The 25,382-nt window shown below is 74.8% G+C and carries 12 protein-coding genes; all 12 read right to left on the bottom strand.

Features of this window, described 5'->3' with window-relative positions; translation table 11 throughout:
* Positions 1 to 25: 25 nt before the first annotated feature.
* The 12 genes from ACFYX4_RS22135 to ACFYX4_RS22080 all read right to left on the bottom strand — a co-directional run bounded on the left by ACFYX4_RS22135 (position 26) and on the right by ACFYX4_RS22080 (position 25,113).
* Positions 26 to 1,315: a cytochrome P450 gene (locus ACFYX4_RS22135; protein WP_389335764.1), complete on the bottom strand. Its 1,290-nt coding sequence runs from the start codon at positions 1,313 to 1,315 to the stop codon at positions 26 to 28.
* 16 nt (positions 1,316 to 1,331) lie between these two features.
* Positions 1,332 to 2,195 (bottom strand): alpha/beta fold hydrolase, encoded by an 864-nt coding sequence (locus ACFYX4_RS22130; protein WP_389335761.1) that lies wholly within the window; start codon positions 2,193 to 2,195, stop codon positions 1,332 to 1,334.
* Positions 2,188 to 14,232, bottom strand: a complete 12,045-nt coding sequence (locus ACFYX4_RS22125) for an amino acid adenylation domain-containing protein (protein ID WP_389335758.1) — start codon at positions 14,230 to 14,232, stop codon at positions 2,188 to 2,190. The genes ACFYX4_RS22130 and ACFYX4_RS22125 overlap by 8 nt, the downstream gene beginning before the upstream one ends.
* 55 nt (positions 14,233 to 14,287) lie before the next feature.
* A complete protein-coding gene (locus tag ACFYX4_RS22120) occupies positions 14,288 to 15,400 on the bottom strand; it encodes an HAD-IIIC family phosphatase (RefSeq protein ID WP_389335755.1) in 1,113 nt (370 codons plus the stop codon).
* Complete coding sequence (locus tag ACFYX4_RS22115; protein WP_389335752.1) at positions 15,397 to 16,548, bottom strand: acyl-CoA dehydrogenase family protein; 1,152 nt, start codon at positions 16,546 to 16,548, stop codon at positions 15,397 to 15,399. The genes ACFYX4_RS22120 and ACFYX4_RS22115 overlap by 4 nt, the downstream gene beginning before the upstream one ends.
* A gap of 21 nt (positions 16,549 to 16,569) precedes the next feature.
* Positions 16,570 to 16,824, bottom strand: coding sequence for a phosphopantetheine-binding protein (locus tag ACFYX4_RS22110; RefSeq protein ID WP_389335749.1), 255 nt, complete (start codon positions 16,822 to 16,824; stop codon positions 16,570 to 16,572).
* Positions 16,825 to 16,844: 20 nt separating this feature from the next.
* Positions 16,845 to 17,696, bottom strand: coding sequence for a 3-hydroxyacyl-CoA dehydrogenase family protein (locus ACFYX4_RS22105; RefSeq protein ID WP_389335746.1), 852 nt, complete (start codon positions 17,694 to 17,696; stop codon positions 16,845 to 16,847).
* A 14-nt stretch (positions 17,697 to 17,710) separates the two neighbouring features.
* Positions 17,711 to 20,206: an FkbM family methyltransferase gene (locus ACFYX4_RS22100; RefSeq protein WP_389335743.1), complete on the bottom strand. Its 2,496-nt coding sequence runs from the start codon at positions 20,204 to 20,206 to the stop codon at positions 17,711 to 17,713.
* A gap of 162 nt (positions 20,207 to 20,368) precedes the next feature.
* Positions 20,369 to 21,334, bottom strand: coding sequence for an aromatase/cyclase (locus ACFYX4_RS22095; RefSeq protein WP_389335740.1), 966 nt, complete (start codon positions 21,332 to 21,334; stop codon positions 20,369 to 20,371).
* 52 nt (positions 21,335 to 21,386) lie between these two features.
* A complete protein-coding gene (locus tag ACFYX4_RS22090) occupies positions 21,387 to 23,168 on the bottom strand; it encodes an FAD-dependent oxidoreductase (RefSeq protein WP_389335737.1) in 1,782 nt (593 codons plus the stop codon).
* Positions 23,168 to 23,455 carry an antibiotic biosynthesis monooxygenase family protein gene (locus ACFYX4_RS22085; protein WP_389335734.1) on the bottom strand — a complete coding sequence of 96 codons (288 nt, stop codon included), beginning with the start codon at positions 23,453 to 23,455 and terminating at the stop codon, positions 23,168 to 23,170. Before ACFYX4_RS22085 ends, ACFYX4_RS22090 begins: the two co-directional genes overlap by 1 nt.
* The gene (locus ACFYX4_RS22080) at positions 23,449 to 25,113 is read right to left on the bottom strand and encodes a class I adenylate-forming enzyme family protein (RefSeq protein WP_389335731.1); all 1,665 of its coding nucleotides are present in this window, start codon (positions 25,111 to 25,113) and stop codon (positions 23,449 to 23,451) included. The genes ACFYX4_RS22085 and ACFYX4_RS22080 overlap by 7 nt, the downstream gene beginning before the upstream one ends.
* Between the last annotated feature and the right edge of the window lie 269 nt (positions 25,114 to 25,382).

Below are 25,382 nucleotides of genomic sequence, written 5' to 3'. Positions count from 1 at the left end.
GTCTCTCGCGGCGTGGGGCGTCGTCTCACTTCTTGCGTCGCACGACCAGTCGTTTGATTTCAGCGACCTGGAGATGAAGAACGCTCGAGTCCGGCTTGCGTACGAGTTCGAGGTCGGCGAGCAGGGGCAGGACCGCGCGCAGCACGGCCCGCAGTTCCAGGCGGGCGAGGTGGGAGCCGAGGCAGACGTGCTCGCCGTGGCCGCCGAAGGCGATCTGCGGGTTGTGCGGCCGGGTGATGTCGAAGCGGTAGGGGTCGTCGAAGACGTCCTCGTCGCGGTTGCCGGAGGGGTACCACAGGGCGACGGTCTCGCCCTTGCGGATGCGCCGGCCCCGGATCTCGGTGTCCTGGGTGCAGGTCCGCACGAAGTGCACGGCGATGGTGGTCCAGCGCAGGATCTCCTCCACGGCGCGGTCCGTCAGCGACGGGTCGTCGAGGAGCAGGCGCAGCTGGTCGGGGTGTTCCAGCAGGGCCTGGACGCCGCCGGTGGTCGCGTTGCGGGTGGTGCCGATGCCGGCGACGAGCAGGTTGAAGACGGCGTAGAGGATCTCGTGGAAGGCCAGCGGCGCGCCGTCGATCCGGCCGACGGCGAGCCGGCTGAGCACGTCGGTCCCGGTGCCGTCCGCCTCGGCCATGCGCTGCTGGACCAGCTGGGCGACGTAGCCGTTGAGCGCGGTGATGTTGCGGCGGAAGGCGGCCTCGGCGTCCTCGCCTTCGAGCCGGTACTCGGGGTCGGCGGCGGCGGTGGTGCCCTCGGTCCAGTCGAAGATGTCGTCCCGGTCCTCGACCGGCGCGCCGACGAGTTCGCAGACGGCGGCGACGGGCAGCCGTGCGGCCAGGTGCCGTGCGACGTCGGCGCTGCCGTGCTGCTCGATGCGGTCGGCGAACTCCCGCACGAAGGTCTCGGCGAGGGCGGTGAAGCGTTCCTCCAGGGCGTTGACGGCCTTGGGGGTGAAGCACGGCGCCATGATCTGGCGCAGATGGCGGTGGCGGGGGGAGTCCATGTAGGACAGGGCCGGCGGGTCGGTGGGGCTGTGGCTGAACATCTGGGCGCGCTGCTCCAGTTCGGCCTCCAGCATCTCCACGGCGTCGGGGGTGTCGACGGTGACGCGCTGGGCGCTGGAGAAGAGCCTGGTGTTGCGGGAGACCCAGGCGATGTCCTCGTGCTTGGTCAGTACCCAGAAGGGTTCGAAGCCGGGGCGCACGTACCAGAAGACGGGTTCCTCGCGGCGGAGCAGGTCCCACTGCGCGTAGGGGTAGCCGTGGCGGGCGTAGGACTGTTCGTCGGTGATGTCGAGGGTGTCGGGCGACAGCATGGTTCGGTGCCCTTCGTCAGCGCGGGGTGTGGGTGGTCAGGAAGGAGACGACGGCGTCGACCGTGCGCGCGCGCCGGCGGGGCGAGGCGTGGTCGGTGTCCAGCAGGGTCGCCCGGGGGGCTTCGTCGGCGATCCGCTTGGCGAGGAGTTCGGGGTGGGCGCTGTCGCTGCCGGGCAGGACCAGCAGCGGCACGGGGCAGCGGGCCATCCACTGCTCGGGCACGGAGAAGTACGCCGAGCCGGCGGGCCACAGGCCGTCGCGGAAGCGCACGAGGCGGACGATGTAGCGTTCGCGGCGCTGGGCGAGGATCTCCTCGCGGAACGCGGCGTCGGCGCGCAGCCGGCCGGCGAAGGGGCCCGCCGCGGGGTTGTGGGCGAACCGGTCGTCGCGCTGGGCGGCGGCGACGACGGCGGGGAGGCCTTCGGCGCGGGGGAAGCGCATGGCCTCGTCGAACTGGCGCAGGTAGGTGCTCAGGGTGTTGACGGACGGGTCGATGCCGACGGGTTCCTGCGCGACGACGCTGCGCACCCGGTCGGGGGCGTCGTGCGCCAGCCGCCAGGCCTGTGCCGTGCCGCCGCCGGCGCTGACGACGTGGGCCTGGCCGATGCCGAGCGCGTCGAGGACGGCGACCTGGTCGGCCGCCTGGCGTTCGTAGGAGAACGGCAGGGCGGGGGCGTGGGCGCTGCGGCCGGCGTGCCGCTGGTCCATGGCGATCACCCGGAAGTGCCGGGACAGTTCGGTGACCGGGTGGTAGAAGTTCGCCTCCCACATGCCGGTGCGGCTGTCCGCGCCGCCGGGGGCCAGCAGCAGGACGGGGAATCCGTCGCCGTGCACCTCGTAGTGCAGGCGTGCGCCGTCCGGGCGCTCGATCTCAGGCATGGTTCTCCTCAGCGGTGGCGGCGGCCCGTGGGACCGCCTTGAGCAGTTCGCCGGCCATGGCGCCGGCGTTGACGATCGGTGCCGCGTGCGAGCCGTCGATGTGCGCGAGCGTGAAAGCTCCCGTGGTCAGCTCGCGCCACACCCGCATCGCGCCGGGGGGCAGGACGGGGTCGCCGGTGGCCTCGACGGCGAGGACCGGCAGGGCGAGCGGGGGGCGGCGGACGCCGTCGAGGGCGGCCCGGTGGCTGTCGGCGAGAGCGGTGTCGGCGCGCAGCCGGTCGACGTAGCCGGCGAGCAGTTCCCGGTCGTGGAGGATCTCCTCGGGCAGCAGGCCCTGGAAGGTCTCGGCGAACTCCTCGGCCGCGGCGGTGTGCAGGTCGCCGGTCCGCTCGGCGAGCCGGCGCAGTCCGTCGGTGGGTTCGGCCAGGGGCGGCAGGGCGCAGGCCACGACGAGGGCGGCGGCGGGCACGGCGGGCCGGTGGGCGAGGCGGTGGGCGACCTCCCAGCACAGCCAGGAGCCCTGGCTGTGTCCGAACAGCACGAAGGGGAGGTCGAGCCGGGCCGACAGGGCCGCCATGACCTGGTCGGCCAGGGCCATCATGTCGCTCGCCGGGGCCTCCTGGGCGCGTGCCTCGCGGCCGGGCAGCTGGATCCCGACGAGTTCGACGTCGTCGGGCAGGTGGCGCACGAGCGGCAGGAACGCGCCCGTCGTGCCTCCCATGCCGGCCACGCAGAAGACGCGCGCCCGGGGGGTGCTCGACCGTTTCAGGACGCGGAGCCAGGGGTCGTCGGCGCTGTGGCGGCCCGGCGCGGGCGCGTCCTGTGCGCGGTCCTGCGTGGGGTCCTGCGCGGGGTCGGGCAGCAGGTCGGCGAGCAGGCGGGCGGCGATGGCGGCGCAGCTGGCGTGGCGCAGGATCATCTCGGTGGTCACGGGCAGGCCGGTGCGGCGCGCCAGTTCCCTGCGCAGGGTCACGGCCATCAGCGAGTCCAGGCCCAGTTCCTGGAGCGGCCGCTGGTCGGGCAGCGCGTGCGGGGGCAGACCGAGGACGGGCGCGGCCTGTGATCTGACGAGGTCGGTCAGGGTGTCCAGCCGCTGTCCCGCGCTCTGCGCGGTGAGCGCCGCGCGCAGTTCCCGGCCGGCCGACGGGTCGGCGGGTTCGCTCTCGGCCGGGGGCGCGGCCTGCGGGATCTCGTCGATGAGGGGCCGGGGGCGGGCCGCGCGGTAGGCGGGGGCGAAGCGCGTCCAGTCGAGGTCGGCCACGCCGAGGACCACGGCGTCCGAGCGCAGGGCGGCTTCGAGGGCGTCCAGCGCCAGCGCGGGGGCCATGGAGCGCAGGCCCCGGGAGCGTGCCGTGCGTTCCGTCCCGGCGTCGACCATGCCGCCGCCCGCCCAGCCGCCCCAGTGGAGCACCGTGGCCGGCAGGCCGGCGGCGCGCCGGTGCCGGGCCAGCGCCTCCAGGGCGGTGTTGGCGGCGCCGTAGACGGCCTGGCCGGCGCCGCCCCACAGGCTCGCGCCGCTGCCGTACAGCACGAAGGCGTCCAGCGGGTGCCCGGCGAGCGCCTCGTGCAGGTGGCGGGCTCCCAGGACCTTCGCGGCGGCTTCGCGGGCCGCGTCCTCGGCGGTGACGGCGGGGATCGGGGTCATCCGGGAGAGGCCCGCCAGGTGGGCGACGAACGTCAGGGGGACGGCGTCGTCGTGGATCCGTGCGAGGAGGGCGTCGACCTGGGTGCGGTCGGTGACGTCGCACGGCTCGACCAGGAGCCGCACGCCCTGGTCGGCGAGTTCGGCGCGCAGCCGGCGGGTCTCGGGGGCGGGGTCGGCGCGGCGTGAGGCCAGCACGACGCGCCGGGCGCCGCGGGCGGCGAGCCGGCGGGCCAGGTGCCTGCCGAGCGCGCCCTGGCCGCCGGTGATCAGGGCGGTGCCGCGGGTCTGCCACGGGGCGGCGGGGCCAAGGTGCGGTGCGGCGGGGCGCAGGCGGCGCACGAACCGGCCCGCCGGGCGCAGCGCGATCTGGTCCTCGTGGTCGTGGGCGAGGAGCGCCGCGACGAGCTGGTCCGCCCAGCCGTCGTGCGGCCGGCCGGGGAGGTCGACGGTTCCGCCCCAGCGCAGCGGGTCCTCCAGGGCCGCGACCCGTCCGAGCCCGGTGACCAGGGCGCGCGCGGGGTGCGGGACGCCCTCGGTGCCGTCGGTGTCGACGGCGCCGCAGGTGAGCGCCCACAGGGGGGCGGTGGTGGCGCTGTCGGCGGCGCCCTGGAGCAGGGCGAGGGTGCTGTGGAGTCCCCGGGTCAGTCCGCCGGCGGCGGGGGTGTCGTCGAGGGGGCCGAGGGTGAGGATGCCCGCAGGTTCGCGCTCCAGCGCGGTCAGGGCTTCGGCGACGGCGTGCCGGTCGCCGGTGGCGCGCAGGCGGCGCACGTCGGCGCCCGCCGTGCGCAGGGCTTCCTCGGCGGCGTCGGCCAGGGCGGCGTCGGCGTCGCGGCCGGTGTCGGCGAGCAGCCACAGGCCGGACGCGGACGCGGGCGCGAGGGGCGCCGGCCGCCAGGTCTCCTCGTACAGCCAGCCGCTCAGGCGGGTCTCGGACTCGTGCCGGCGCCACCATTCGGTGAGCAGCGGGAGGACCTCCTCGACGCTGTGCCGGAGCCGGTCGGGGGTGCCGAGGAGGTCGGCGAGGCGGGTGCTCTCCCCGCTGCCGACCACGTCCCAGAAGGCGGTGCCGGCGGTCTTCGCGGCGGGCGCGGGGCGGGGCGGGTCGCTCCAGTGGCTGCGGCGTTGGAAGGCGTATCCGGGCAGGTCCACGAGGTCGGCGGGGCCGAGCGGGGCCAGGGCGGCCGGCCAGTCGACGCGGTGGCCGTGGATGTGCAGGTGGCCGAGGTTGCGCAGCAGCCGGTCGCGTCCGCCGTGGCCGCGCTGGAGGGTGCCGGCGACCAGGGCCCGCCCGTCGCCCTCGGTGAGCGGCACGGCCAGCACGGGGTGGGGGCTGACCTCGATGAACACGTCGTGCCCGGTGTCCAGCAGGCGTGCCTGCGCCTGGTCGAGGCGGACCGGTTCGCGCAGGTTGCGCAGCCAGTAGCCGGCGTTCAGCTCGCTGCCGTCCAGGGCGGTTCCGGTGACCGTGGAGTAGAAGGGGACGCGGCCGGGGCGGGGTTCGAGGCCGGCGAGGGCGGTCTCGATGGCGGGCAGCAGGGCGTCCATGTGGTGGCTGTGCGAGGCCACGGGCGCTTCCAGCCTGCCGCACACGACGTCGTCGTCGTCGAGGGCGAGCAGCAGGTCCTCGACGGCGTCGGCGTCGCCGGAGACCGCCACGGACCGGGGGGTGTTCACGGCGGCCACCGAGACGCGCCCGCCGTAGGGGGCGATCCGCTCGCGGACCGCGTCGAGCGGGAGTTCCACGACGGCCATGGCGCCGACCCCGGCGACGCCGTGCAGGGCGCGGCTGCGGACGGCGATGATCCGGGCGCCTTCGTCGAGGGTGAGCGCCCCGGCGACGACGGCGGCGGCGACCTCGCCCTGGCTGTGGCCGACGACGGCGTCCGGGCGCACGCCCAGTTCGTTCCAGGCGGCGGCGAGCGCCACGTACATGGTGAACATCAGCGGCTGGAGCACGTCGAGGCGGTCCTGCGCCGCGGTGTCGGTGTCCTGCGGCGCGGTGTCGGTGTCCTGTCCCGACAGCAGGGCGGCCACCGACCGGCCGATGAGCGGCCGGAACGCCGTGTCGCAGGCGTCGACCGTCTCGGCGAACGCGGGTGAGCCGGCCAGCAGGGCGCGGCCCATGCCGGGCCACTGGGCGCCCTGGCCGGGGAAGACGAAGACGGTGCGGGCGCGGGGGGCGGCGGTGGCGCGGGCCAGGTCGGGGTGGGCGCGGTCCTCGGACAGCGCGCGCAGCGCCTGGGCCGCGTGGGCGGCGGTGGCGGCGTGGACCACGGCCCGTTCGCTGAAGTGGGCGCGCCGCAGGGCGGCGGTGCGGGCGATGCCGGCCGCCGCGGTCTGCGGCCGCTGTTCCAGGCGGTCGGCCCATCGGGCGGCCTGTTCGCGCAGGGCGGCGGCGTCCTTGCCGGAGAGGACGACCGGCGCGGGCGCGGGGGCGGGGGGTGCGGGGGTGCGGTCCGCGGGGGTGCGCGGCGGTTGGGTCGGCCGGGGGGCCTGTTCGATGACGACGTGGGCGTTGGTGCCGCCGATGCCGAAGGAGGAGACGCCCGCCCGGCGCGGTCCGGCGCTGCGCCAGGTCCTGTGTTCGGTGTTGACGAAGAACAGCCGGGGGTCGAGGCCCATCTCGGGGTTGGGGTGCTCGTAGTGGAGGCTGGGGACGAGTTCCCCGTGGTGGACGCAGAGGGCGGCCTTGAGCAGTCCGGCCAGTCCGGCGGTGGCGTCCGCGTGGCCGATGTTGGTCTTCACCGAGCCCAGCGCGCACGGCTCGTCGCGGTCCGCGGCGGCGAACACCTTCTGCAGCGCCTGGACTTCGATGGGGTCGCCGAGCGCCGTCGCGGTGCCGTGGGCCTCCAGGTAGCCGATGTCGCGCGGTCCGACGCCCGCCTCGGCCTGCGCCTGGGCCACGGCGTGCGCCTGGCCGTCGACGCTGGGCGCGGTGAAGCCGGCCTTGTCCGCGCCGTCGTTGTTGACGGCGCTGCCCCGCAGCACGGCGTAGACGCGGTCGCCGTCGGCTTCGGCGTCGCTCAGCCGGCGCAGCACCAGCGCGACGACTCCGCTGCCGAAGACGGTGCCGCTGCCCTTCTCGTCGAAGGCCCGGCATCTGCCGTCCGGGGAGACCACCAGGCCGTCCTGGTGGACGAAGCCCTGGACGAGGGGGATGGTCAGGGAGGAGGCGCCCACCAGGGACACGTCCGACTCGCCGCTGAGCAGGCTCTCGCGGGCCAGGTGGGCGGCGACCAGGCCGGTGGAGCACGCCGTCTGGACGGTGAGGGCGGGGCCGCGCAGGTCGAAGCGGTGGGCGATGCGGGTGGCGAGGTAGTCGGTCCTGTTGCCGATCATCGTGCGGTAGAAGGACGACAGGTCGGTGCTCTCGCCCGGCTCGTAGCCGCCGTAGCCGGAGCCCGCGAAGACCGACACCTTGCCCGGGACGTCCTGCGGGACGATGCCCGCGTTCTCGAAGGCCTGCCAGGACACCTCCAGCAGCAGCCGGTGCTGGGGGTCCATGCTCCGCGCCTCGGCGGGCGAGCAGTCGAAGAACCCGGCGTCGAAGAGGTCGACGCCGTCCACGACGGCACGGGCGCGGACGTAGTCGGGGTGGGTGAGGTCCTGCTGGGTCACGCCCGCCGCGAGGAGTTCCTCGTCGGTGAAGCGGGTGATGGACTCGACGCCGTGGCGCAGGTTGTCCCAGAAGGCGTCCACGTCGGCCGCGCCGGGCAGCCTGCACGCCAGGCCGACGATCGCGACGGCGTCGTCCGATGTCCGCCCGCGCCGCGCCGGCACCGCCGGCACGGGCGCGGGGGCGGGCGTGGGTGTGTGGGTGTGGGTGTGGGTGTCCCGCAGGTGGGCGGCGAGCCGGCGCACCGTCGGGTACCGGAACAGCGCGGACAGGGGGAACTCCCGGTCCAGGGCCGCGCATATCCGCTCGTGGGCCTTCAGGGCCGCCATGGAGTCGGCGCCGAGGTCGAAGATGCCCTTGTCGGGGTCGATGCGGGAGCGGCCGAGGACCGCCGCCCAGGCGTCGGTGACGGCGCGCTCCACCTCGTCGCCGACGGGGGCGGCCCCGGCGGCGGGGCCTTCGGCGGTGTCGTCGGCGGTCTGGGGGCGGGGGGCCGCGAGGCGGGCGAGGGCGGCCTTGTCGATCTTCTTGTTGGGGGTGTGCGGCAGCTCGTCCAGGGCGATCACGTGCGAGGGCGTCATGTAGGCGGGGAGCCGCTCGGCGAGCAGGGCGGCCGGCTGGTCCTGGCCGTGCGGCGCGCCGGGCGCGGCGGTCCAGTACAGGAAGAGCGCGGGCTCGCCGGTGGCGTCGGGGCGCAGCACGGCGGCGCACTGGGCCACCGCCGGGTGCTCGGCGGCGACCGATTCGATCTCCCCCAATTCGATGCGGTGTCCGTGCAGTTTGATCTGCGAGTCGGCGCGGCCGCAGAACTCCAGGGAGCCGTCGGCGCGGTGGCGTACGACGTCGCCGGTGCGGTACATGCGGGCGTCGGGGACGCCGGCGAAGGGGTCGGGGAGGAAGCGTTCGGCGGTGAGGTCGGGGCGGCCCAGGTAGCCGCGGGTGACGGCCCGTCCGCCGATGTGCAGTTCGCCGCGGAAGCCGCGGGGCACGCGCCGGCCCGCCCGGTCCAGCACGTACAGGCGGTTGCCGTGCAGCGGTTCGCCGAGGCTGATCTCGCCCGGGCGCACGGTCCAGGCCGAGGACCACACCGTGGTCTCGGTCGGGCCGTACATGTTGGTCAGTTCGCCGTCGCCGAGGAGTCCGGTGAGTCGGCGGGCCAGGGTGCGGTCGAGGGGTTCGCCGCCGACCAGCATGTGCGTGAGGCCGCGTACGAGGTCGCGGCCTTCGGCGTCGGCGAGCAGCATGCGGGCCAGGGAGGGCGTGCACTGGAGGTGGGTGGGCGTCCAGTGGGCGTGCCGTGCCCAGTGGGCGGTCGAGCCGTCGGCGACGACGACGCGGTAGCCGCGGGTGAGGGTCCACAGCAGTTCGAGCGTCGAGATGTCGAAGGACAGGCTGGTCACCGCGAGCCAGGTGTGTCCCGGTCCGCCGCCGACCCGTTCGTCCATGGCCCGGCAGAAGGTGGCGAACTGGTCGTGCTCGACCATGACGCCCTTGGGCCGGCCGGTGGATCCCGAGGTGTGGATGACGTACGCGAGGTCGCCGGGGGCGAGGCCGGCGGGGGGCTGCGGCAGGGGGGCGCCGGCGGGGGGCGGCGGGCCGTCGGCGACCAGCACGTCGACGCCGTCACCGTCGCCATCGCCGTCACCGTCACCGTCGAAGCGGGCGGCGCCCTCGGCGGTGGAGATGACGGTCTTCAGTGCGCTGTCGCGCCGTACGTGGTCCAGGCGGGCCTGGGGGTAGGCGGGGTCCAGCGGGACGTAGGCGGCGCGGGCGAGCCAGCTCGCCAGGACGGCGACGACGAGGTCCGCCGAGCGGGGCAGGTGGATGCCCACGAGGGAGCGGTGGCCGACTCCCCGTGCGCGCAGGCGGGCGCTGAGGGCGTCGGCGCGCGCGAGCGTCTCCCGGTAGGTGAGGCGGCGGTCGCCGTCGATCAGGGCGACGGCGTCGGGGGTGCGGTGGGCCTGGGCGATGATCCGGTGCAGGGCGCTGTCCTGCACGGCGGCGGGATCGGCGGAACCGGCAGGGTCGGCGGTGGAGGTGGCGGGGGTGGGGGTGGGGGTGGGGGGTGCGGTGTGCTGCTCGAACCAGGTGTGTTCCTCCTCGCCGAGGAGTTCCAGCCGGCTGACCGGGCGGTCGGGGTCGCGGACCAGGTCGGCGAGCAGGGTGCGGAAGTTCTCCGTCATCCGCCGGGCGGCGCCGGCGTCGAGGACCCGCAGCCGGTACTCCAGTTCGCCCGCCAGCGCGGCTCCGTCGGGTGCGAGGGTCAGGCCGAGTTCGGACTTGGCGATGCCGCGCGGGGTGCCGGTGACGCTCGTGTCGGGCGAGGGCCGCCAGGCGTCGTCGCCGTCGCCGAGGACGGGCAGGGCCGTCGCACGGTAGTTGAACAGGGCGCGGAAGAGGGGGTTGTCGTCCTCGGCGCGGTCGCCGGGGACCGCCCGCACGACCTCGGTGAGGGGGACGTCCTGGTGGTCGGCGAGCCGGCGGATCCGGGCCGCGGTGGCGGCCAGGAGTTCCCGGAACGTGGGGTCGCCCGTCAGGTCGCAGCGCAGCGGCAGGGTGTTCGCCAGGAATCCGACCAGGTCCTCGGTGCCGTGCAGCTGGCGGTTGGCCCAGATGGTGCCCAGGGCGAAGTCGTCGCTGCCGGTGCTGCGGGCCAGCAGCAGCGCGAAGGCGGCGGCGTGCACGGCGTAGGGGGTGACCGCCTCGCGGGCCGCGAGGTCCTCCAGTGCGCGGCGCAGCGGGGCGGGCACCGTGAAGGCGACGGTGCCGCCGCCCGCCTCGGTGCTGTGCTGGGGCAGGTCCAGGCGGCTCGTGCCGTCGAGTTCCGTCGTGAAGTACCGCAGCGGGCCGGCGAAGCCGTCCTCGCTCAGGGTGTGTTGCTGGCGCCGGGCGTAGTCGCCGAGGTGGCGGGCGGCGGGCGTGTCGTCGGGTGTGTCCCCGCGGGCCAGGTCCCGGTAGAGGGCGTGCAGCTCCCGCAGCATGAGGGTCAGGGACCAGCCGTCGCCGACGGCGTGGTGCAGGGTCAGGAGCAGGATCTGTTCGCCGTGGGGGGCGTCCGCGCCGTGGGGGGTGTCCAGCAGGAGCAGCCGCAGCAGGGAGCGGCCGGACAGGTCGAAGGGGGCGCGTTCCTCGGCGGCGACGCGTTCGGCGACGGCCTTCTCGCCCGTCGGGGCGGCGGAGAGGTCCTCGTGGGTGAAGGGGGTGTCGAAGTCGTCGTGGACGACCTGGACGAGTTCGCCGTCGCGGGTCTCCAGGCCGGTGCGCAGGGCCTCGTGGCGGCGTATGAGGTGGGTGAGGGCGCGTTCGAGGAGGCGGGGGTCGAGGGGGCGGGTGACGCGCAGGGCGACCGGAGCGTTGTAGCGGGCGCTCGCGGGTTCCATCTGCTCCAGGAACCACAGGCGGCGCTGTCCCTGGGTGGCGGGGTGGACGCCGCGCTGTTCGGCGCGCTCCAGCGGCGGGGTGTCGTCGGCCGGGTCCAGGTCGCCGCGCAGCAGTGCGAGGAGGTGTACGGCGAGCCGGTGGGGGGTGGGGTGGGCGAAGGCGACGTTGGTGGGCAGGGGCAGGTGGGCCAGGGCGGTGAGCCGGTTGCGCAGTTGCAGGCCCATGATCGAGTCCAGGCCGAGTTCGGGGAGGGGGCGGTCGGCGGGGACGGGCTCGGCGGCGCCGAGCAGCACGGCCGTCTCCCGGCGCACCAGGTCGGTGAGGTGGGTGAGGGCCTGCTGTGCGGGCAGGGCGGCGAGCGTGGCGCGCAGGTCGGCGGGGGGTGCGGGGGTCTCCTCGGGGGTGTTCTCGGGCGGTGCCGTCCGGTGGGGGGTGCGGTGGGGGGCGTCGAACCAGTAGCGGCGTCCCTGGAAGGCGTAGGTGGGCAGTTCCGGCGAAGGGCCGCGGTCGCCTGGATTCCAGAGGCGTTCCCAGCGGACCTCGTGGCCCTGGGCGTGCAGGGCGCCCAGGGAGCGCAGGAACTCGGCGGTGCCGCCGTGGCCGCGGCGCAGGGTGCCCGCCACGATGCCGCCGGACTCGGCGGTGGCGCCGGTCAGCGGCATGCCGAGGACGGGGTGGGAGCTGATCTCGACGAAGACGCCGTAGCCGTCGGCGACGAGCCGGTCCAGGGCGCGGTCCATGCGGACGGTCTCGCGCAGGTTGCGGCACCAGTACGTGCCGTCCAGGGCGGCGCCCTGGAGGGTGTCGCCGGTGACCGTGGAGTAGAAGGGGATCGTCCCGTCCTGGGGGCGTATGTCGGCGAAGTGCTCGCTCAGGGCGGGCAGGATCGGGTCGACGTGCGCGCAGTGGCCGGCGGCGTCGGCGTTGACGCGGCGGCAGAAGACGTCGCGGCCGGCCAGTGCGGCGAGCACGGCGTCCACCGCCTGCGGGTCGCCGGAGACGACGGTGGAGGCCGGGGTGTTGACGAGCGCGACGGACAGGGCGTCGCCGTAGGGGGCGATCAGTTCCTGCACCTCGCCCACGGGCAGTTCGAGCAGGGCCATGGCGCCCAGGCCGCTGCATTCGCGCAGCAGGGCCTGGCTGCGCAGGGCGACGATCTTCGCGCCGTCGTCGAGGCGGAGGGCGCCGGAGACGACGGCGGCCGGGACCTCGCCCTGGCTGCTGCCCACCACGGCGGCCGGTTCGAGGCCGAGGCCGCGCCAGACCGCGGTCAGGCCCAGGGCCATGGTGAAGAGCGCCGGCTGGAGGACGTCCAGGCGCTCGAAGGGCGGGCCGAGGGAGTCTTCGGCGGCGAGCAGGTCGCGTACCGACCAGTCGATCCAGGGGCGGAAGGCCTGGTCGCAGGCGTCGACGGTGCGGGCGAACTCGGCCGATTCGGTGAGCAGGGCGCGGCCCATCTCGCGCCACTGGCTGCCGTGGCCGGGGAAGACGAAGACGACCTTGCCGCGTGCGGCGGCCTGGGCCTCGACCAGGTTCTCGTGGGGCAGTCCGTCGGCCAGCGCGCGCAGGGCCCGGGCGGCCTCCTGGCTGTCGTGGGCCAGGACCGAGGCGCGGGCGGGGAAGTGGGTGCGGCCCAGTGCGGCGGTGCGGGCGGCCGGCGCGATCGGCTGGGAGGGGTGGGCGTCGAACCAGTCGGCCCAGCGGCGGGCCTGGGCGCGCAGCGCCCGGGGGTCGCGGGCGGACACCAGGAGGGGATGGGCGCGGGCGACCGGCGGGACGGGACTCGGCTCGGCCGCCGGTACGGGCTCCGGTGCGGACGCGGGGGCCGGGGCGGACGCGGGGGCCGGGGCGGACGCGGGGGCCGGGGCGGACGCGGGGGCCGGGGCGGGCTCCGGTGCGTACGCGGGGGCCGGGGCGGACGCGGGTGCCAGGGCGGACGCGGGGGCCGGGGCGGACGCGGGGGCGGACGCGGGGGCCGGGGCCGGTTCCGGGGCGGACGCGGGGGCCGGTGTGGGTTCCGGGGCGGGGGCTTCTTCGAGGATCAGGTGTGCGTTGGTGCCGCTGATGCCGAAGGAGGACACCCCGGCCCGGCGTGGCCGCTCGCCCCGCGGCCAGGGCCGTGCCTCGTCCAGCAGCCGCAGCCCGCTGTCCTGCCAGGCGATGTGGGGGCTGGGCCGGTCGCAGTGCAGGGACCGGGGCAGCAGTTCGCCGCGCAGGGCGAGGACCATCTTCATGACGCCGGCGACGCCGGCCGCGGCCTGCGTGTGGCCGATGTTCGACTTGGACGAGCCCAGGTGCAGCGGACGGTCGGCGGCGCGGCCCGGCGCGAACACCTCGGCCAGGGCGCCGGCCTCGATCGGGTCGCCGAGGGGGGTGCCGGTGCCGTGGGCGTCGACGGCGTCGATGTCGGCGGGGGCGAGCCGGGCGGATCGCAGGGCGGCGCGGACGACCTGCTGCTGGGCGGGGCCGTTGGGCGCGGTCAGGCCCTGGCTGCGGCCGTCCTGGTTGACCGCCGAGCCGCGGATCACGGCCAGCACGCGGTCGCCGTCGCGCCGCGCCGCCGAGAGGGGCTTGAGGAGGAGCATGCCGCAGCCTTCGGACCAGCCTCCGCCGTCGGCCTGCGCCGAGAAGCTCTTGCAGCGCCCGTCGGGCGACATCGCGCCCAGCCGGCTGGACTCGACGAACAGGGCGGGCGAGCTCATCACCGTGACGCCGCCGGCCAGGGCCGTGTCGCACTCCCCCGCCCGCAGCGCGGCGCAGGCCAGGTGGATGGCGACCAGGGAGGAGGAGCAGGCGGTGTCCACCGTGATCGCGGGGCCCTGGAGGCCCAGCAGGTAGGAGAGCCGGCCGGAGACGACGCTGCCGGAGATGCCGGTGCCCTGGTAGCCGTCCAGCTGCTCCAGGCCGGCCTGGCCGGTTCCGTAGTCGGAGCGCATGGCGCCCAGATAGACGCCGGTGCGGCTGCCGCCGAGGGCGGCGGGGACGACGGCGGCGCGTTCCAGCGCCTCCCAGGCGGTCTGGAGGACCAGGCGCTGCTGCGGGTCCATCGCGACGGCCTCGCGGGGGGTGATGCCGAAGAAGTCCGCGTCGAAGTCCTCCAGGCCGGTGAGGAATCCGCCCTCGCGTGCGTAGCTCTTGCCCGGGGCCCCCGGGTCGGGGTCGTACAGGTCGAGGCCGTCCCAGCGCTCGGGCAGCGGGCCGATGGCGTCCTCGCCGGCCGCCAGGGCGTCCCAGTACTTCTCCGGGGTGTCGATGCCGCCCGGCAGCCGGCAGGCCATGGAGACGACCGCGACGGGCTCGCTGTGCCGGCTCTCCAGCTCCGCGTTGCGCTGCTGGAGCTGGAGGACGGCGGCCATCGCGCGCCGCAGTCGCTCCTCGTTGGCTTGGGCGTTCATCTGTGCCTTCCGTCTCTGTCCGGCAGTGCGGTGGCGGGACGTCCGTGCGGGAGGGTCAGCCGGCGGCGGTGACGTCCATGTAGGGCGGCAGGTCCGGCACCCGGGAGCCGTCGTGTTCGAGCACGTTCACCTCGCCCTGGCGGGCCGTCCGGCGGAAGCCGGCGAACTTGTAGGTGACGAGCATGGTGCGGTTGCGGTCGGTGGGGATGAACTCGGCGCGCAGGGTCACGCCCGCCCGGTGGGCGCTGCGGATCAGGTGGTGGAGCAGGACGGTGCCGACGCCGCGCGACATGACGCGGCAGGACATCAGCAGCAGCTTCACGGTCCATACGGCGTCGTCGCGTTCCACGAGGGCCAGGCCGATCTTGCCGTAGGCGCCGTAGGCGTCCTCGAGGTCGGCGACGAGCAGGTCGTGGCGCGGTGAGCGGCGGAAGGCGTCGAGTTCCTCGTAGGAGTAGGTGTAGCCGGTGGCGTTGAGCTGGTTGGTGCGCACGGTCAGTTCCTCGGCGCGCTGGAGGTCGCGTTCCTGGGCGGGCGCGATGGTGAAGCGCATGCCGAGGGAGGCGAGGAACTCCTCGGCGGTGCCGCCGTGGGAGTCCTCGGCCTGCCGGCGGCGGGCGTCGGCGCGGTAGAGGTGGCGGCGCTCGCGGGAGTCGGCGGTGACGAAGCGGGGCCGGGCGCGGGGCAGTTCGGGGATGCGTGCGGCGTCGGCGGCGTCGATGCACAGCACGTCGGGGTGGGCGAAGCGGACCTCGTCGCGTTCGTAGGGCTGGTCGTCGACGAAGGCGAGGGTGTCGACGCCGATGTTGAGGGCCTCGGCGACGGCCCGGACGGAGTCGGACTTGGCGCCCCAGCCGATCTGGGGGTGGAGGAAGTACTCGGCGATGCCCAGCTCCGTCAGTTTCGCCATGGCCGTGTCGTGGTCGTTGCGGCTGGCGATGGAGTGCAGGATGCCGCGCTCGTCGAGCGTGCGGATCGCCTCGATGACGCCGGGGCGCGGGGTGACGTCGCCGTCCTCCAGCAGCACGCCGTCCCAGACGGTGTCGTCGAGGTCCCAGATCACGCATTTGACGGTCGCGCGGACGGCGGCGGCGTCGGTCGTGGTGGCGGCGGCGTCGGTCGTGGTGGCAGCGTCGGTCGTGGTGGCAGCGGTCGTGGTGGTGGTCATCGCGCACTCCTCGGTGCTCGCTCCTGGAACGCGTATTCGGCAAGGCCCACTTGGTGGAGCTGTGCGCTGCCCTCGATGACCTCCATGACCCGGGAGTCGCCGAGGAGGCGCTGGACGGGGTAGTCGGAGCTGCACCCGTTGGCGCCGTGGAGCTGCACGGCGTCCGCCGCGGCGCGGCCGGCCGCGGCGGCGGCGAAGTACTTGGCGGTGGAGGCCGCGGCCAGGGCGCCGGGGTGGCGTTCGTCGCGCAGCCGGCCGGCCTCCAGGCACAGCAGCCGGGCCGCCCGCGCGGAGGTGTACATGTCGCTGATCATGCGGCGGACCAGCTGGTGCTCCTTGATGAGGGAGCCGAACTGCTCGCGCCGGCCGGCGTAGTCGACGCTGGCGTCCAGGCAGGCGTCGAGGATGCCGGCGCAGCCCCAGCCGACGGTGTAGCGGCCGAGGTCGAGGGCGGCGCCGGCGACGTGGGAGACGCCGAGGCCGGGGCGGGCGAGCAGGTTGGCGCCGGGGATCCGGCAGCCGTCGAGGTAGACGTTCGCGGTCATCGAGGCGCGGATGCCGATCATGTCCTCGATCAGCTCGGTGCGCAGGCCCGGGGTGTCGCGTTCGACGAGGAGGGCGGTGGGGCCTTCCTCGGCGCGGCCGACGAGGAGGAACAGGCCGGCGATCTCGCCGTAGGTGATCCACTTCTTGTGGCCGTGGGCGATCCAGTCGTCGCCGTCGCGGACCAGGCGGGTGGAGACGGCGGCGGCGTCGCTGCCGGCGTTCGGCTCGGAGACGGCGAGGGCGGCGACGCGCTCGCCGCGGGCGAGCCGGGGCAGCCAGGTCCGCTTCAGGTGCGCGCTGCCCCAGCGGGCGATCGCGTGCGCCGTCATCGTGTGGACGGTGAGCAGGCTGCGCACCGAGGAGCAGGCCCGGCCCAGTTCGCCGGCGAGCAGGCCGAGGGTGACCGCGTCGCGGCCGCCTCCGCCGTACTCGCGGGGCACGGGCAGGCCGAGCAGGCCCGCGTCGGCGAGGAGCCGCACGGTCTGCGGCGGGGTGCGCTGGTCGCGGTGCCAGGCGTCGGCATGGGGGGCGATGTGGCGGTCGGCGAAGGCCCTGAACTCGGTGCGGGCCTGTTCCTGTTCCGCGGTGAGCGCTGCGGTCATCGTCGTCGTGTCCGCTCTCGCCTACTGGGGTACGGGGGCGGACAGCTTGCGCGTGACGAAGGCGTCGAGCGCGCCGATGGAGCGGAAGTGCTCCAGCTCCAGGTCCTCGTTCTCGACGGTGATGGCGAACTCGTGCTCCACGAAGGACACCAGCTGCATCGCGAACATCGAGCTGACGAAGCCGAGTTCGAAGATGTCGTCGTCGTCCTTCAGGTCGTGGACCGGGAAGAAGCGGGAGAGGTACTCGGCGATCCTGGTCCTGTTGTCGTTGCTCATGGCGTTCGTCTTCCGTCCTGTCAGCGGTACTTGTGGAAGCCCTCGCCGCTCTTGCGCCCGAGCAGGCCGGCGGCGACCATCTTCTTCAGCAGCGGGGCGGGCCGGTACTTGTCGTCGTTGAAGCTCTCGTACAGCACCTCGACGGATTTCAGGATGGTGTCCAGGCCGATCAGGTCGGCGGTCTCCAGCGGGCCCATCCGGTGCTCGAAGCAGCTGCGGAAGATCCGGTCGATGTCGGCCGGGGGCGCCACCTTGTCCTGGACGAGGAACACGGCCTCGTTGATGGTGAGCATCAGCACGCGGTTGGAGACGAAGCCGGGCACGTCCTCGACGACGACGCAGTCCTTGCCCAGCTCGGCCAGGAAGCGGCGGGCGGTGTCGATGGTCTCGGGGGTGGTGTGGTGGCCGCGGATGACCTCGACCATGGGCTTCATCGGCACCGGGTTCATGAAGTGCATGCCGACGACCCGCTCGGGGCGCCCGGTGACGGAGGCGACGCGGGTGATGGAGATCGCCGAGGTGTTGACGGCGAAGACCGCCTCGGGGCGCACGATGCGGTCGATCCGCTCGTACACCTGCTTCTTGACGTCCCAGTCCTCGGTGACGTTCTCGACGACGAGGTCGGCGTCGGCGAGCAGTTCGTGGTCGGTGGTGAACTCGATCCTGTCGAAGATCTCGGCCGGGTCGGCGGCCGGGCCCCGGTGGAAGAGGGCGTGGGCGCGCAGGCCGGTGCGCAGTTCGCGGCGTGCGGTGTCGAGGATCTCCTCGCGGAGGTCGACGAGGACGACGCGGTGGCCGGTCTGGGCGAGGTTCTGTGCGACGCCGACGCCCATGACGCCGGCGCCGACCACTCCTACGGTCGTGAATTCCATGTCGGGCGGCTCCGTCAGCGTGTGCCGCGTACGGCGTAGATGTTGTGGATGTCGGTGCCGACGTAGAGCTCGTCCTGTTCGGCGGTGACGGTGAAGCCGCGGCCGGTGAGCAGGTCGGCGAGCCGGGCGACCTCGCCGTCGGCGTCGTGCACCTCGAGCACCAGTTGCTGGATCTTGGGCCAGTCCTCGTCGGCGATGCCGTCGATGACCTGGCGCTCGCTCTTCTGCACGTCGATCTTGATGAGGTCGATGCGTTCGATGCGCTGTTCGCGGATGACGGCGCTGAGCGGGCGCAGCGCGGCGGTGAACTCGATCGCCTCGAAGCGGACGTCGAGCAGGTCCTCGGAGGCGGCCAGGCGGGCGGTGTCCTCGTCGGCGGCGCTCTTGTGCTGGTTGGCGATGATGGTGCGCAGGTTGTGCTTCTCCTCTTCCTGGTCGGGGTGGAAGGAGGACATGCCGGAGCTGCGCGGGTAGAAGGTGAGGGCGGCCTGTGTCTCGGTGTCGGAGGCGCCGATGTCGAACAGGGTGGCGTCGACGCCGTGTTCGGCGACGTTGCGGCTGAGCAGGTCGAACATCGGCGGGGCGGGCTCGAAGGCGAAGACCCGTACGTTCTTGGCCTCGTAGTGGCAGAAGAGGGTGAACAGGCCGATGTTGCCGCCGACGTCGAAGACGGTGGCGCCGTCGGGGAGGGTGATGCCGTTCTTGGCGTAGGTGCGGTGTTCGAAGATGTCCTCGTAGAAGTGGCGGGTCTCGGCTTCGTTCTGGTGCCAGACCGTCAGGCCGTTGGGCAGCCGGTGGCGGGCCAGGGAGTTGCCGGTGTGGGAGGAGCCCTGGCCGGTGGCGGCGGGTGTGCCGCCGGCGCGCAGGGTGTCGATGGCGTCGGCCATGCGGGAGAGGGTGGCCTGTTCGTAGATGTCGCACAGTGCCAGGTCGACGCCGAAGGCGCGTTTGACGCGCAGGGCCAGCCGGGTGGCCAGCAGTGAGTTGCCGCCGAGTTCGAAGAAGCTGATGTCGTGCGGGAGTTGTTCGTTCTTCAGCACGCTCGCCCACACGGCGGCGAGTTCGCGTTCGGTGGCGCCGCGTTCGGTGGCGCCGGGCGGGTGGTCGCCGTCGGCTTCGCGGGCGGCGCTCGCGGCGGCGTCGGCGACGATGTCCAGTCCGGCGGCCGGGAAGCCGGTCCAGTCGATGTCGGCGCCGGCCAGCCACAGCCGGCCCAGTGCCTTGAGGGCGACGGCGGAGTCGGAGCGGCGTTCCAGGGGGTGGCGCATGGAGGCGACGATGGTGCCGGCGGCGGTGCCGCGGGCCACGGTGGCCAGGCTGCTGAGGGTCTGGCCGGGGCCGGTCTCCAGGAGCAGCGGGACGCCGGCGAGGTGGCGCAGGCCGCCGGCGAAGCGGACGGTGGCGACCAGGTGGCGGGCCCAGTAGGCGGGGTCGGTGGCCTGCTCGTCGGTGATGGGCTCGCCGGTGACGTTGGAGATGTAGGGGATGCGCGGCGGGTTGAGGGTGAGGGTTCGCGCGAGGTCGGTGAGCCGGTCCGCGACGGGTTCCATCATCGAGGAGTGGAAGGCGTGCGTGGAGCGCACGCGGCGGCTGACGACGCCTCGGCCGGCGAGGGTGCGCTCCAGTGCCTCGACGGCGGCGACGGGGCCGGCCAGCACGCAGAACTCGGGGCCGTTGACGGCGGAGAGCGAGACGTCGTCGCCGAGGAGGCCGGCCGCCTGTTCCTCGGGGAGCATGACGGCGAGCATGGCGCCCTGCGGCAGCTGTTCGATGAGCGCGGCGCGCCGGGCGACCAGGGTGAGCGCGTCGGGGAGGCTGAGCACGCCGGCGAGGGTGGCCGCGACGTACTCGCCGAGGCTGTAGCCGATCATGACGGAGGGGCGGGCGCCCCAGGACTGCCAGAGGCGGGCGAGCGCGTACTCGACGACGAAGAGCGCCGGCTGGGCCAGCCGGGTGGTGTTCAGCCGGCGCTCGCTCTCGCTCTGCGGGCCGTCGTCGCGGCCGAGCATGCGCCGCAGGTCCATGGCGGGGGCGTCGGGGCGGGGTGCGCCGGGCCGCGGGGCGGGGAAGACGATCTCGCGGATGTCCAGGCCGAGTTCGGGGGTGAGGGCTTCGGCGCAGTCGTCGACCGCGGTGCGGAAGACGGGGAAGTCGCGGTAGAGGTCGCGGCCCATGTCGGCGTAGTGGTCGCCCAGGCCGGGGAACATGAAGGCGACCGGGGCGGTGCTGGCCGTCTCCTGGGCGCCGATCTCGGTGGCGACGCCGTCGCCGGTCAGGACCGCTGCGCGGTGGCCGCCCTCGGTGCTGTTGACGGTGCGGATGCTCACCGGGACGTCCTCGCGGGCCGGGGCCCGGGTGAAGCGGGCCTTGAGAGTGGCCAGTCCCGCGCCGAGGGCGGTGCCGTCGTCTCCGCTGAGCAGCGCCAGGTGCCACGGCACCGGCTGGGACGGTTGGAGGGCCCTGTCGTCGTTCTTCTCCGCCTTCTCCGCGGTGGTGTTCTTGGGGCTCATGCCTCTCCTTGAGGTCGTCGGCCGTCCGAAAGGGTCGAGCGCCCACGACCGCTGCCCCGCTCCCCTTCCGGCCTGTCCGTCGTCAGCCAACTGTCGACGCCCCGGCTAGAGCCGGACCGGAACTGCACTGGACGGCGGGCGGCGGGGCCGGGGGGCCCGGGGTCAGCGGGTGCCGGGGGCCGATTCTGCGTGGGTGCGGGCCCGGTGCAGGAGGGCGGTGGTGTCGCGGCGCAGGGTCTGGCGGACGTGGCGGCGGGCGTGGGCGAGGCCGGCGTCGGGGCCCAGGACCCGCCGCACGGCGTCCTCGCGCAGCACCACGCTGTGCTGGGCGACGGCGGTCACCCCGTGGGCGTCGGAGACGACGTTCCACTCCCCGCTGTGCGCCTCGATCAGCTCCGGTGTGGCGGTCTGCTTGTAGACGATGCGGCCCGCGTGGGGGAAGCAGACCCGTACGGACTCGGTGGTGTGCACCGCCCCGTCCTGCGTGCGTGTGTCCATCGTCATGACCTGCACCCCGGGGGTGTCCTCCGTCAGTTCGAGCCGCGACACGTGCGGGAGGACGCCGGGCCAGTCGGCGGCCCGGTGGAGGAACTCGTAGACGGGCTCGGCGGGGGCGTCGATGCGCAGGGAGTCCTCGAAGGTCAGCACGAGCGAGTCGAAGCGCGCCCAGCGCTGTGCGAGCGAGCGCAGACTGTCCAGCTGGGCGCGGGAGTTGACGGCGAGGGCCCGCTCGACCCAGGCGACGTCCTCGGCCCGGTCGCCGTGCACGGTGAAGGCGTGGCGCAGGGTCAGCAGGCAGGCTTCGCCGGGCAGTTCCTCGACGGCCCAGGTGCCGTCCATCGTCCGCACCGGCGGCTGGACGTGCTGCTGGCGGAACTCCACGCGCCGGGTCTGGGGGTCCTGGACGCGGGTGGAGATCCAGGACCTGATGCGGCCGCCCGCGGTGGCCCACATGCGCAGCCGCTCGTTGGTGCCGTCGAACTCCAGCCGCTCCACATGCACGTTCGAGGGGAAGAACAGCGGCCACTGCACCGCCTCCGAGACCAGCCCGTAGACGACCGCCGCGGGCGCGGCCACCTCCACCGAGTACGCCGTGCGGTGCACGCGCTCCTCCGTCACCCCACACATCCTTTCTTCCGTTTCGTACCCACCGGGACCGCGCTGGCGTCGTGGCCGGGCATCAGTGCTCCTCGGGGCGCCGGCTCGGCGCGTCCAGGACGATGCCGGGTTCTCGCCGCGCCTCCCCGGCCAGCGGGGCGGGGAGGCGCAGCGGGGCGAGGGCCCGGTCCAGCACGGCGCGGGTCAGCCGGGCGCCGCGCGCGGCGACGTAGCCGTCGGGGCGCACCAGCGTCCAGCAGCCCGGGGCCAGGCCGAGCGCGGTGCGCAGCCGGCCGCCGGGGTCGTCGAGCGGGCGGGGCCCGTCGGGGGAGGCGCCGCCGACCGTGCGCACGGACAGCCACTCGGCGTACTGGACGGCGGCCGTCACGGCCACGCCGGCGGGCCCGTCGCCGGGGCCGGTGCCGCCCGCGGCCAGCAGCAGCGTCCAGCGGGGGTCGCGCAGTTCGTCGTGCAGGGCGCGGCAGCCGGGCGCGTGCGGGTCGTGGACCGGGGCGGCCGTGACGCGCTCGCCGGGGACGGGCAGGGGGGTGGGGACGCTCACGGCCATCATCACGGTCCCGGTTCTGGCGACGTGCTCGTAGGACTCCACGGTGGTCAGGGAGGAGTCGCCGTAGCCGATGCGCAGGCCGGACATGCCGCCGAGGACCTTGCGCTGGATGGCGCGGCGCAGCGCCGGCACGGCGCGCACGAGGGCGAAGACGACCGGCAGCGCGGCCGGGGCGAGGGCGTTCTTCAGCTGGACGAGGAAGGTGGCGGTGCGGGTGGAGCCGAGGAGGGCCTCGCCGATGGGGACCCGTTCCTCGCTGTAGGTGTCCAGGAGTTCCGCTCCGGCGTGGCCCTGTTCCACCTGGGCGAGTTTCCAGGCCAGGTTGTGGGCTTCCTGGATGCCGGTGTTCATGCCCTGTCCGGAGGCGGGGCTGTGCACGTGGGCGGCGTCGCCGGCCACGAAGACCCGGCCGTCCTGCATGCGGCGCACCATGCGCTGCTGGAAGGTGAACACGGACGTCCACTCGGCCTCGCCGACCCGGACGGGGCGGCCGAGTCCGGCCGACAGCCGGGCGCTGAGCCGCTCGGCGACGCGGTCCGCACCGGGGGTGCCGGGGGCGTCGGAGGGGCCGGGGGCGCCGGAGGGGCCGGACGGGGCGGGGGCGGGGGCGGTGTCGAGGAGGCGCCAGTGGCCGTCGCGGGCGTAGGGCACCATCATCAGGGCCTGGCCGCCGGTGTGGGTCCAGTAGATGGTGTCGGGCGGCAGGTCGCTCTCCACGGGCGCGTCGGCGAGCATCCAGGTCTCGCTGCTCTCGCCGAGCAGTTCCAGGCCGAGCAGCTTGCGCACGGTGCTGTGCCCGCCGTCGCAGCCGACCAGCCACGAGGTCTCGGCCCGCCGCTCGGTCCCGTCCGCCCCGCTCAGGCGGACGGACACGCCGTCGGCACGCTGTTCGAGGCCCGTCAGGCGCACGCCCCACTCGATCTCGACGCCGAGCCGGGCCACCGCCTCGCGCAGCACGGCCTCGGTCTCGGTCTGGGCGATGACCAGCGTGTAGGGGTGGGAGGTGGGCATGGTGGAGTAGTCGGCCTCCAGGCGCACCAGGCGGCGTCCGCGCGCGTACATGGTGAAGGCGCGGTTCTGGCGGCCCCGCCCGAGCATCGCCTCGACGACGCCCATCTGCGTGAACGTCTCCAGGGTGCGCGGGTGCACGGCCACGGCCCGGCTGGTGCGGGCGGGCCCGGCCGCGGCGTCGACCAGCCGCACCCGCAGCCCTCTGCGGGCGAGTTCGTGGGCGGCGGTCAGGCCGGCGGGGCCCGCGCCCACCACGATCGCCTGGGTCCGGCCGGCGCCGGCCATCACGCGCTCTCCTCGACCGTCTCGTACAGCCCCGGGTCGGGGGTGGCCAGCGGGCGCAGGCCCTGGACCAGGGACTGGAACTCCGGGCTGCGCACGGCCCTGCCGTGGGCGGCGGCGTCCTGCCAGACGGCGAGTTCGAGGAAGACGTCGGGCGCGCCCGTGTGGCGCAGGGTGCGGTGGCTGACGTATCCGGGCTGGGCGGCCATGTAGGCGGTGAGCCTGCCCTTGACGGCGAGGAAGGCGTCGAGGTCGCCGTGCACCGTCAGCTTGTTGACGAAGGTCACCATGGTCTGCTCCTTGCGGGGTCGGTGTGGGTGCGGGCGAACGGTCCGGCGGCGGCCCGGTCCTGGAGCCGGGTGCGGACCAGGCGGCGCTGCGGCTTGCCGGTGGGGGTGCGCGGTACGGCGTCGAGGGCTTCGGTGAGGCGGATCCGCTCGAAGGGGGCGAGCCGTTCGTTGGCCCGCGCCGCGATCGAGTCGAGGACCCCGTCCTCGCCGTCCTCGCCGTCCTCGCCGTTCTCGCCGTTCTCGCCGTGCTGGGGGGTGTCGCTGTCGCGCAGGACGACGCCCGCCCAGACGAGGCCGCCGTGCCGGGGGTCGGGCCAGGGGGCGGCCACGCAGTCGGCGACCCTGGGGTCCTCGGCGAGGATGTGCTCGACGCGGCTGGGCGAGACGATCTCGTTGTCGTACTTGAAGACGTCGTCGACCCGGTCCACCAGGGCCAGGGCGCCGTCGTCGTCGACGTAGCCGACGTCCCCGGTGGAGAACCAGCCGTCCGCGTCGATCCGCGCGCAGGTCTTCTCGCCGAGGTAGCCGGCCATCAGCTGGGGGCCTTTGACCTGCACCTCGCCGGTGGACCAGACGGCGACGGGGCGGCGGGTGGCGAGGTCGACGAGTCGGCACTGCGTGCCGGGGACCGGTGTGCCGACCTTGCCGGGCCGGTGCCGGCCGGGCTGCTGGCTGTGGGTGAGCGGGGACAGCTCGGCCAGGCCGTAGCCCTGGACGACGGGCACGCCCAGCAGTTCGCGCAGGGTGTGCGCGGCCTGCGGGCGCAGCGCGGAGCCGCCGGACAGCACGGCCGTGAGCCGGTGGCCGCCGCGTGCGGCGCGCGGGGTGCGGGCGAGCCGGCCGTCGGCGGCCAGCCGGTGCAGCCGGGCGGGCAGCCCGTAGTAGTGGGTGGCGCCGGCGCCGGCGGCCACGGCCAGCGAGACCAGGGGGTCGGGGTCCTGGCACAGGACCTGGCAGGCGCCCGCGTCGACCGCCGAGTTGAGGTGCATGACGTGGTAGAGCGGCAGGTGGTTGAGGGTGACCGAGTCGGGGCGCAGGCGGTGGGCGAGCGCGGTCTGGCGGGCGTTGGCGACGAGGTTGCGGTGGGTGAGCAGCACGCCCTTGGGGCGTCCGGTGGTGCCGGTGGTGAACTGCACGCAGGCGACGGCGTCCCGGTCGGCGCGGCGGCCTTCGGGGGCGTCCGGCGCGGCGGCCAGGGCGGCGTGCAGGGGCAGGCAGCCGGCGGGCGCCGCGCCGTGGGGCGCGTCGGTGGCAACGACGGTGCGCAGCGCGGGCAGTTCGGCGCGTGTCTTGGCCAGCAGGGCGGCGGTGGCCGAGGGGGCCAGCGCGATCTCGACGCCGGCGGCGGCGCACACGTGCCGCAGGCCGTCCTCGCCGGTGAGCGGGTTGAGGAGGACCAGTGTGGCGCCGGCGCGCAGGACGCCGTAGTAGGCGGCGGCGAAGGCGGGGTCGAGGGCGTTGGCGACGCCGACCCGCGCGCCCGGGCGGCGGCCGGTCTCGCGCTGCACGAACGCGGCGATCCGGTCGGCCCGGTCGTCCAGTTCGCTGAAGGTCAGCGCCTCGTGGGCCGTGCGGACGGCGAGGCCGTCGGGATCGCGCACGGCGGCCGAGCGCAGCAGCCCGTCGACCGGGAGATCGGGGTACGTCAGCTTCGGCACGGCTCGTTCTCCTCCGGATCTCGGCGAGCACCGCACTGCGACTCCCACGCTCTGCCGAAGCACTCGAGAAACATTGGAAGAGCACTCGACCCCCGGGCGGGGGGCGGGGTTGACACCGGCCTTGCGGTGAGGAGTCCGCGGCTTTCCCGGCCGGGGGGCGGAGGAGGGACCGGGCGCGGGTTCGGGGGCGGGTCCCGCCCACTCCCCCGGCGCGGGCCGGGCGCAGATCCCGGCGCGGGTCCGGGGTGCAGGTCCGGGCGCAGGTCTGA

This window comes from Streptomyces sp. NPDC002328 (assembly GCF_042890065.1).
Lineage (GTDB): Bacteria > Actinomycetota > Actinomycetes > Streptomycetales > Streptomycetaceae > Streptomyces.
This window is presented reverse-complemented; position numbering and strand designations above follow the sequence as displayed.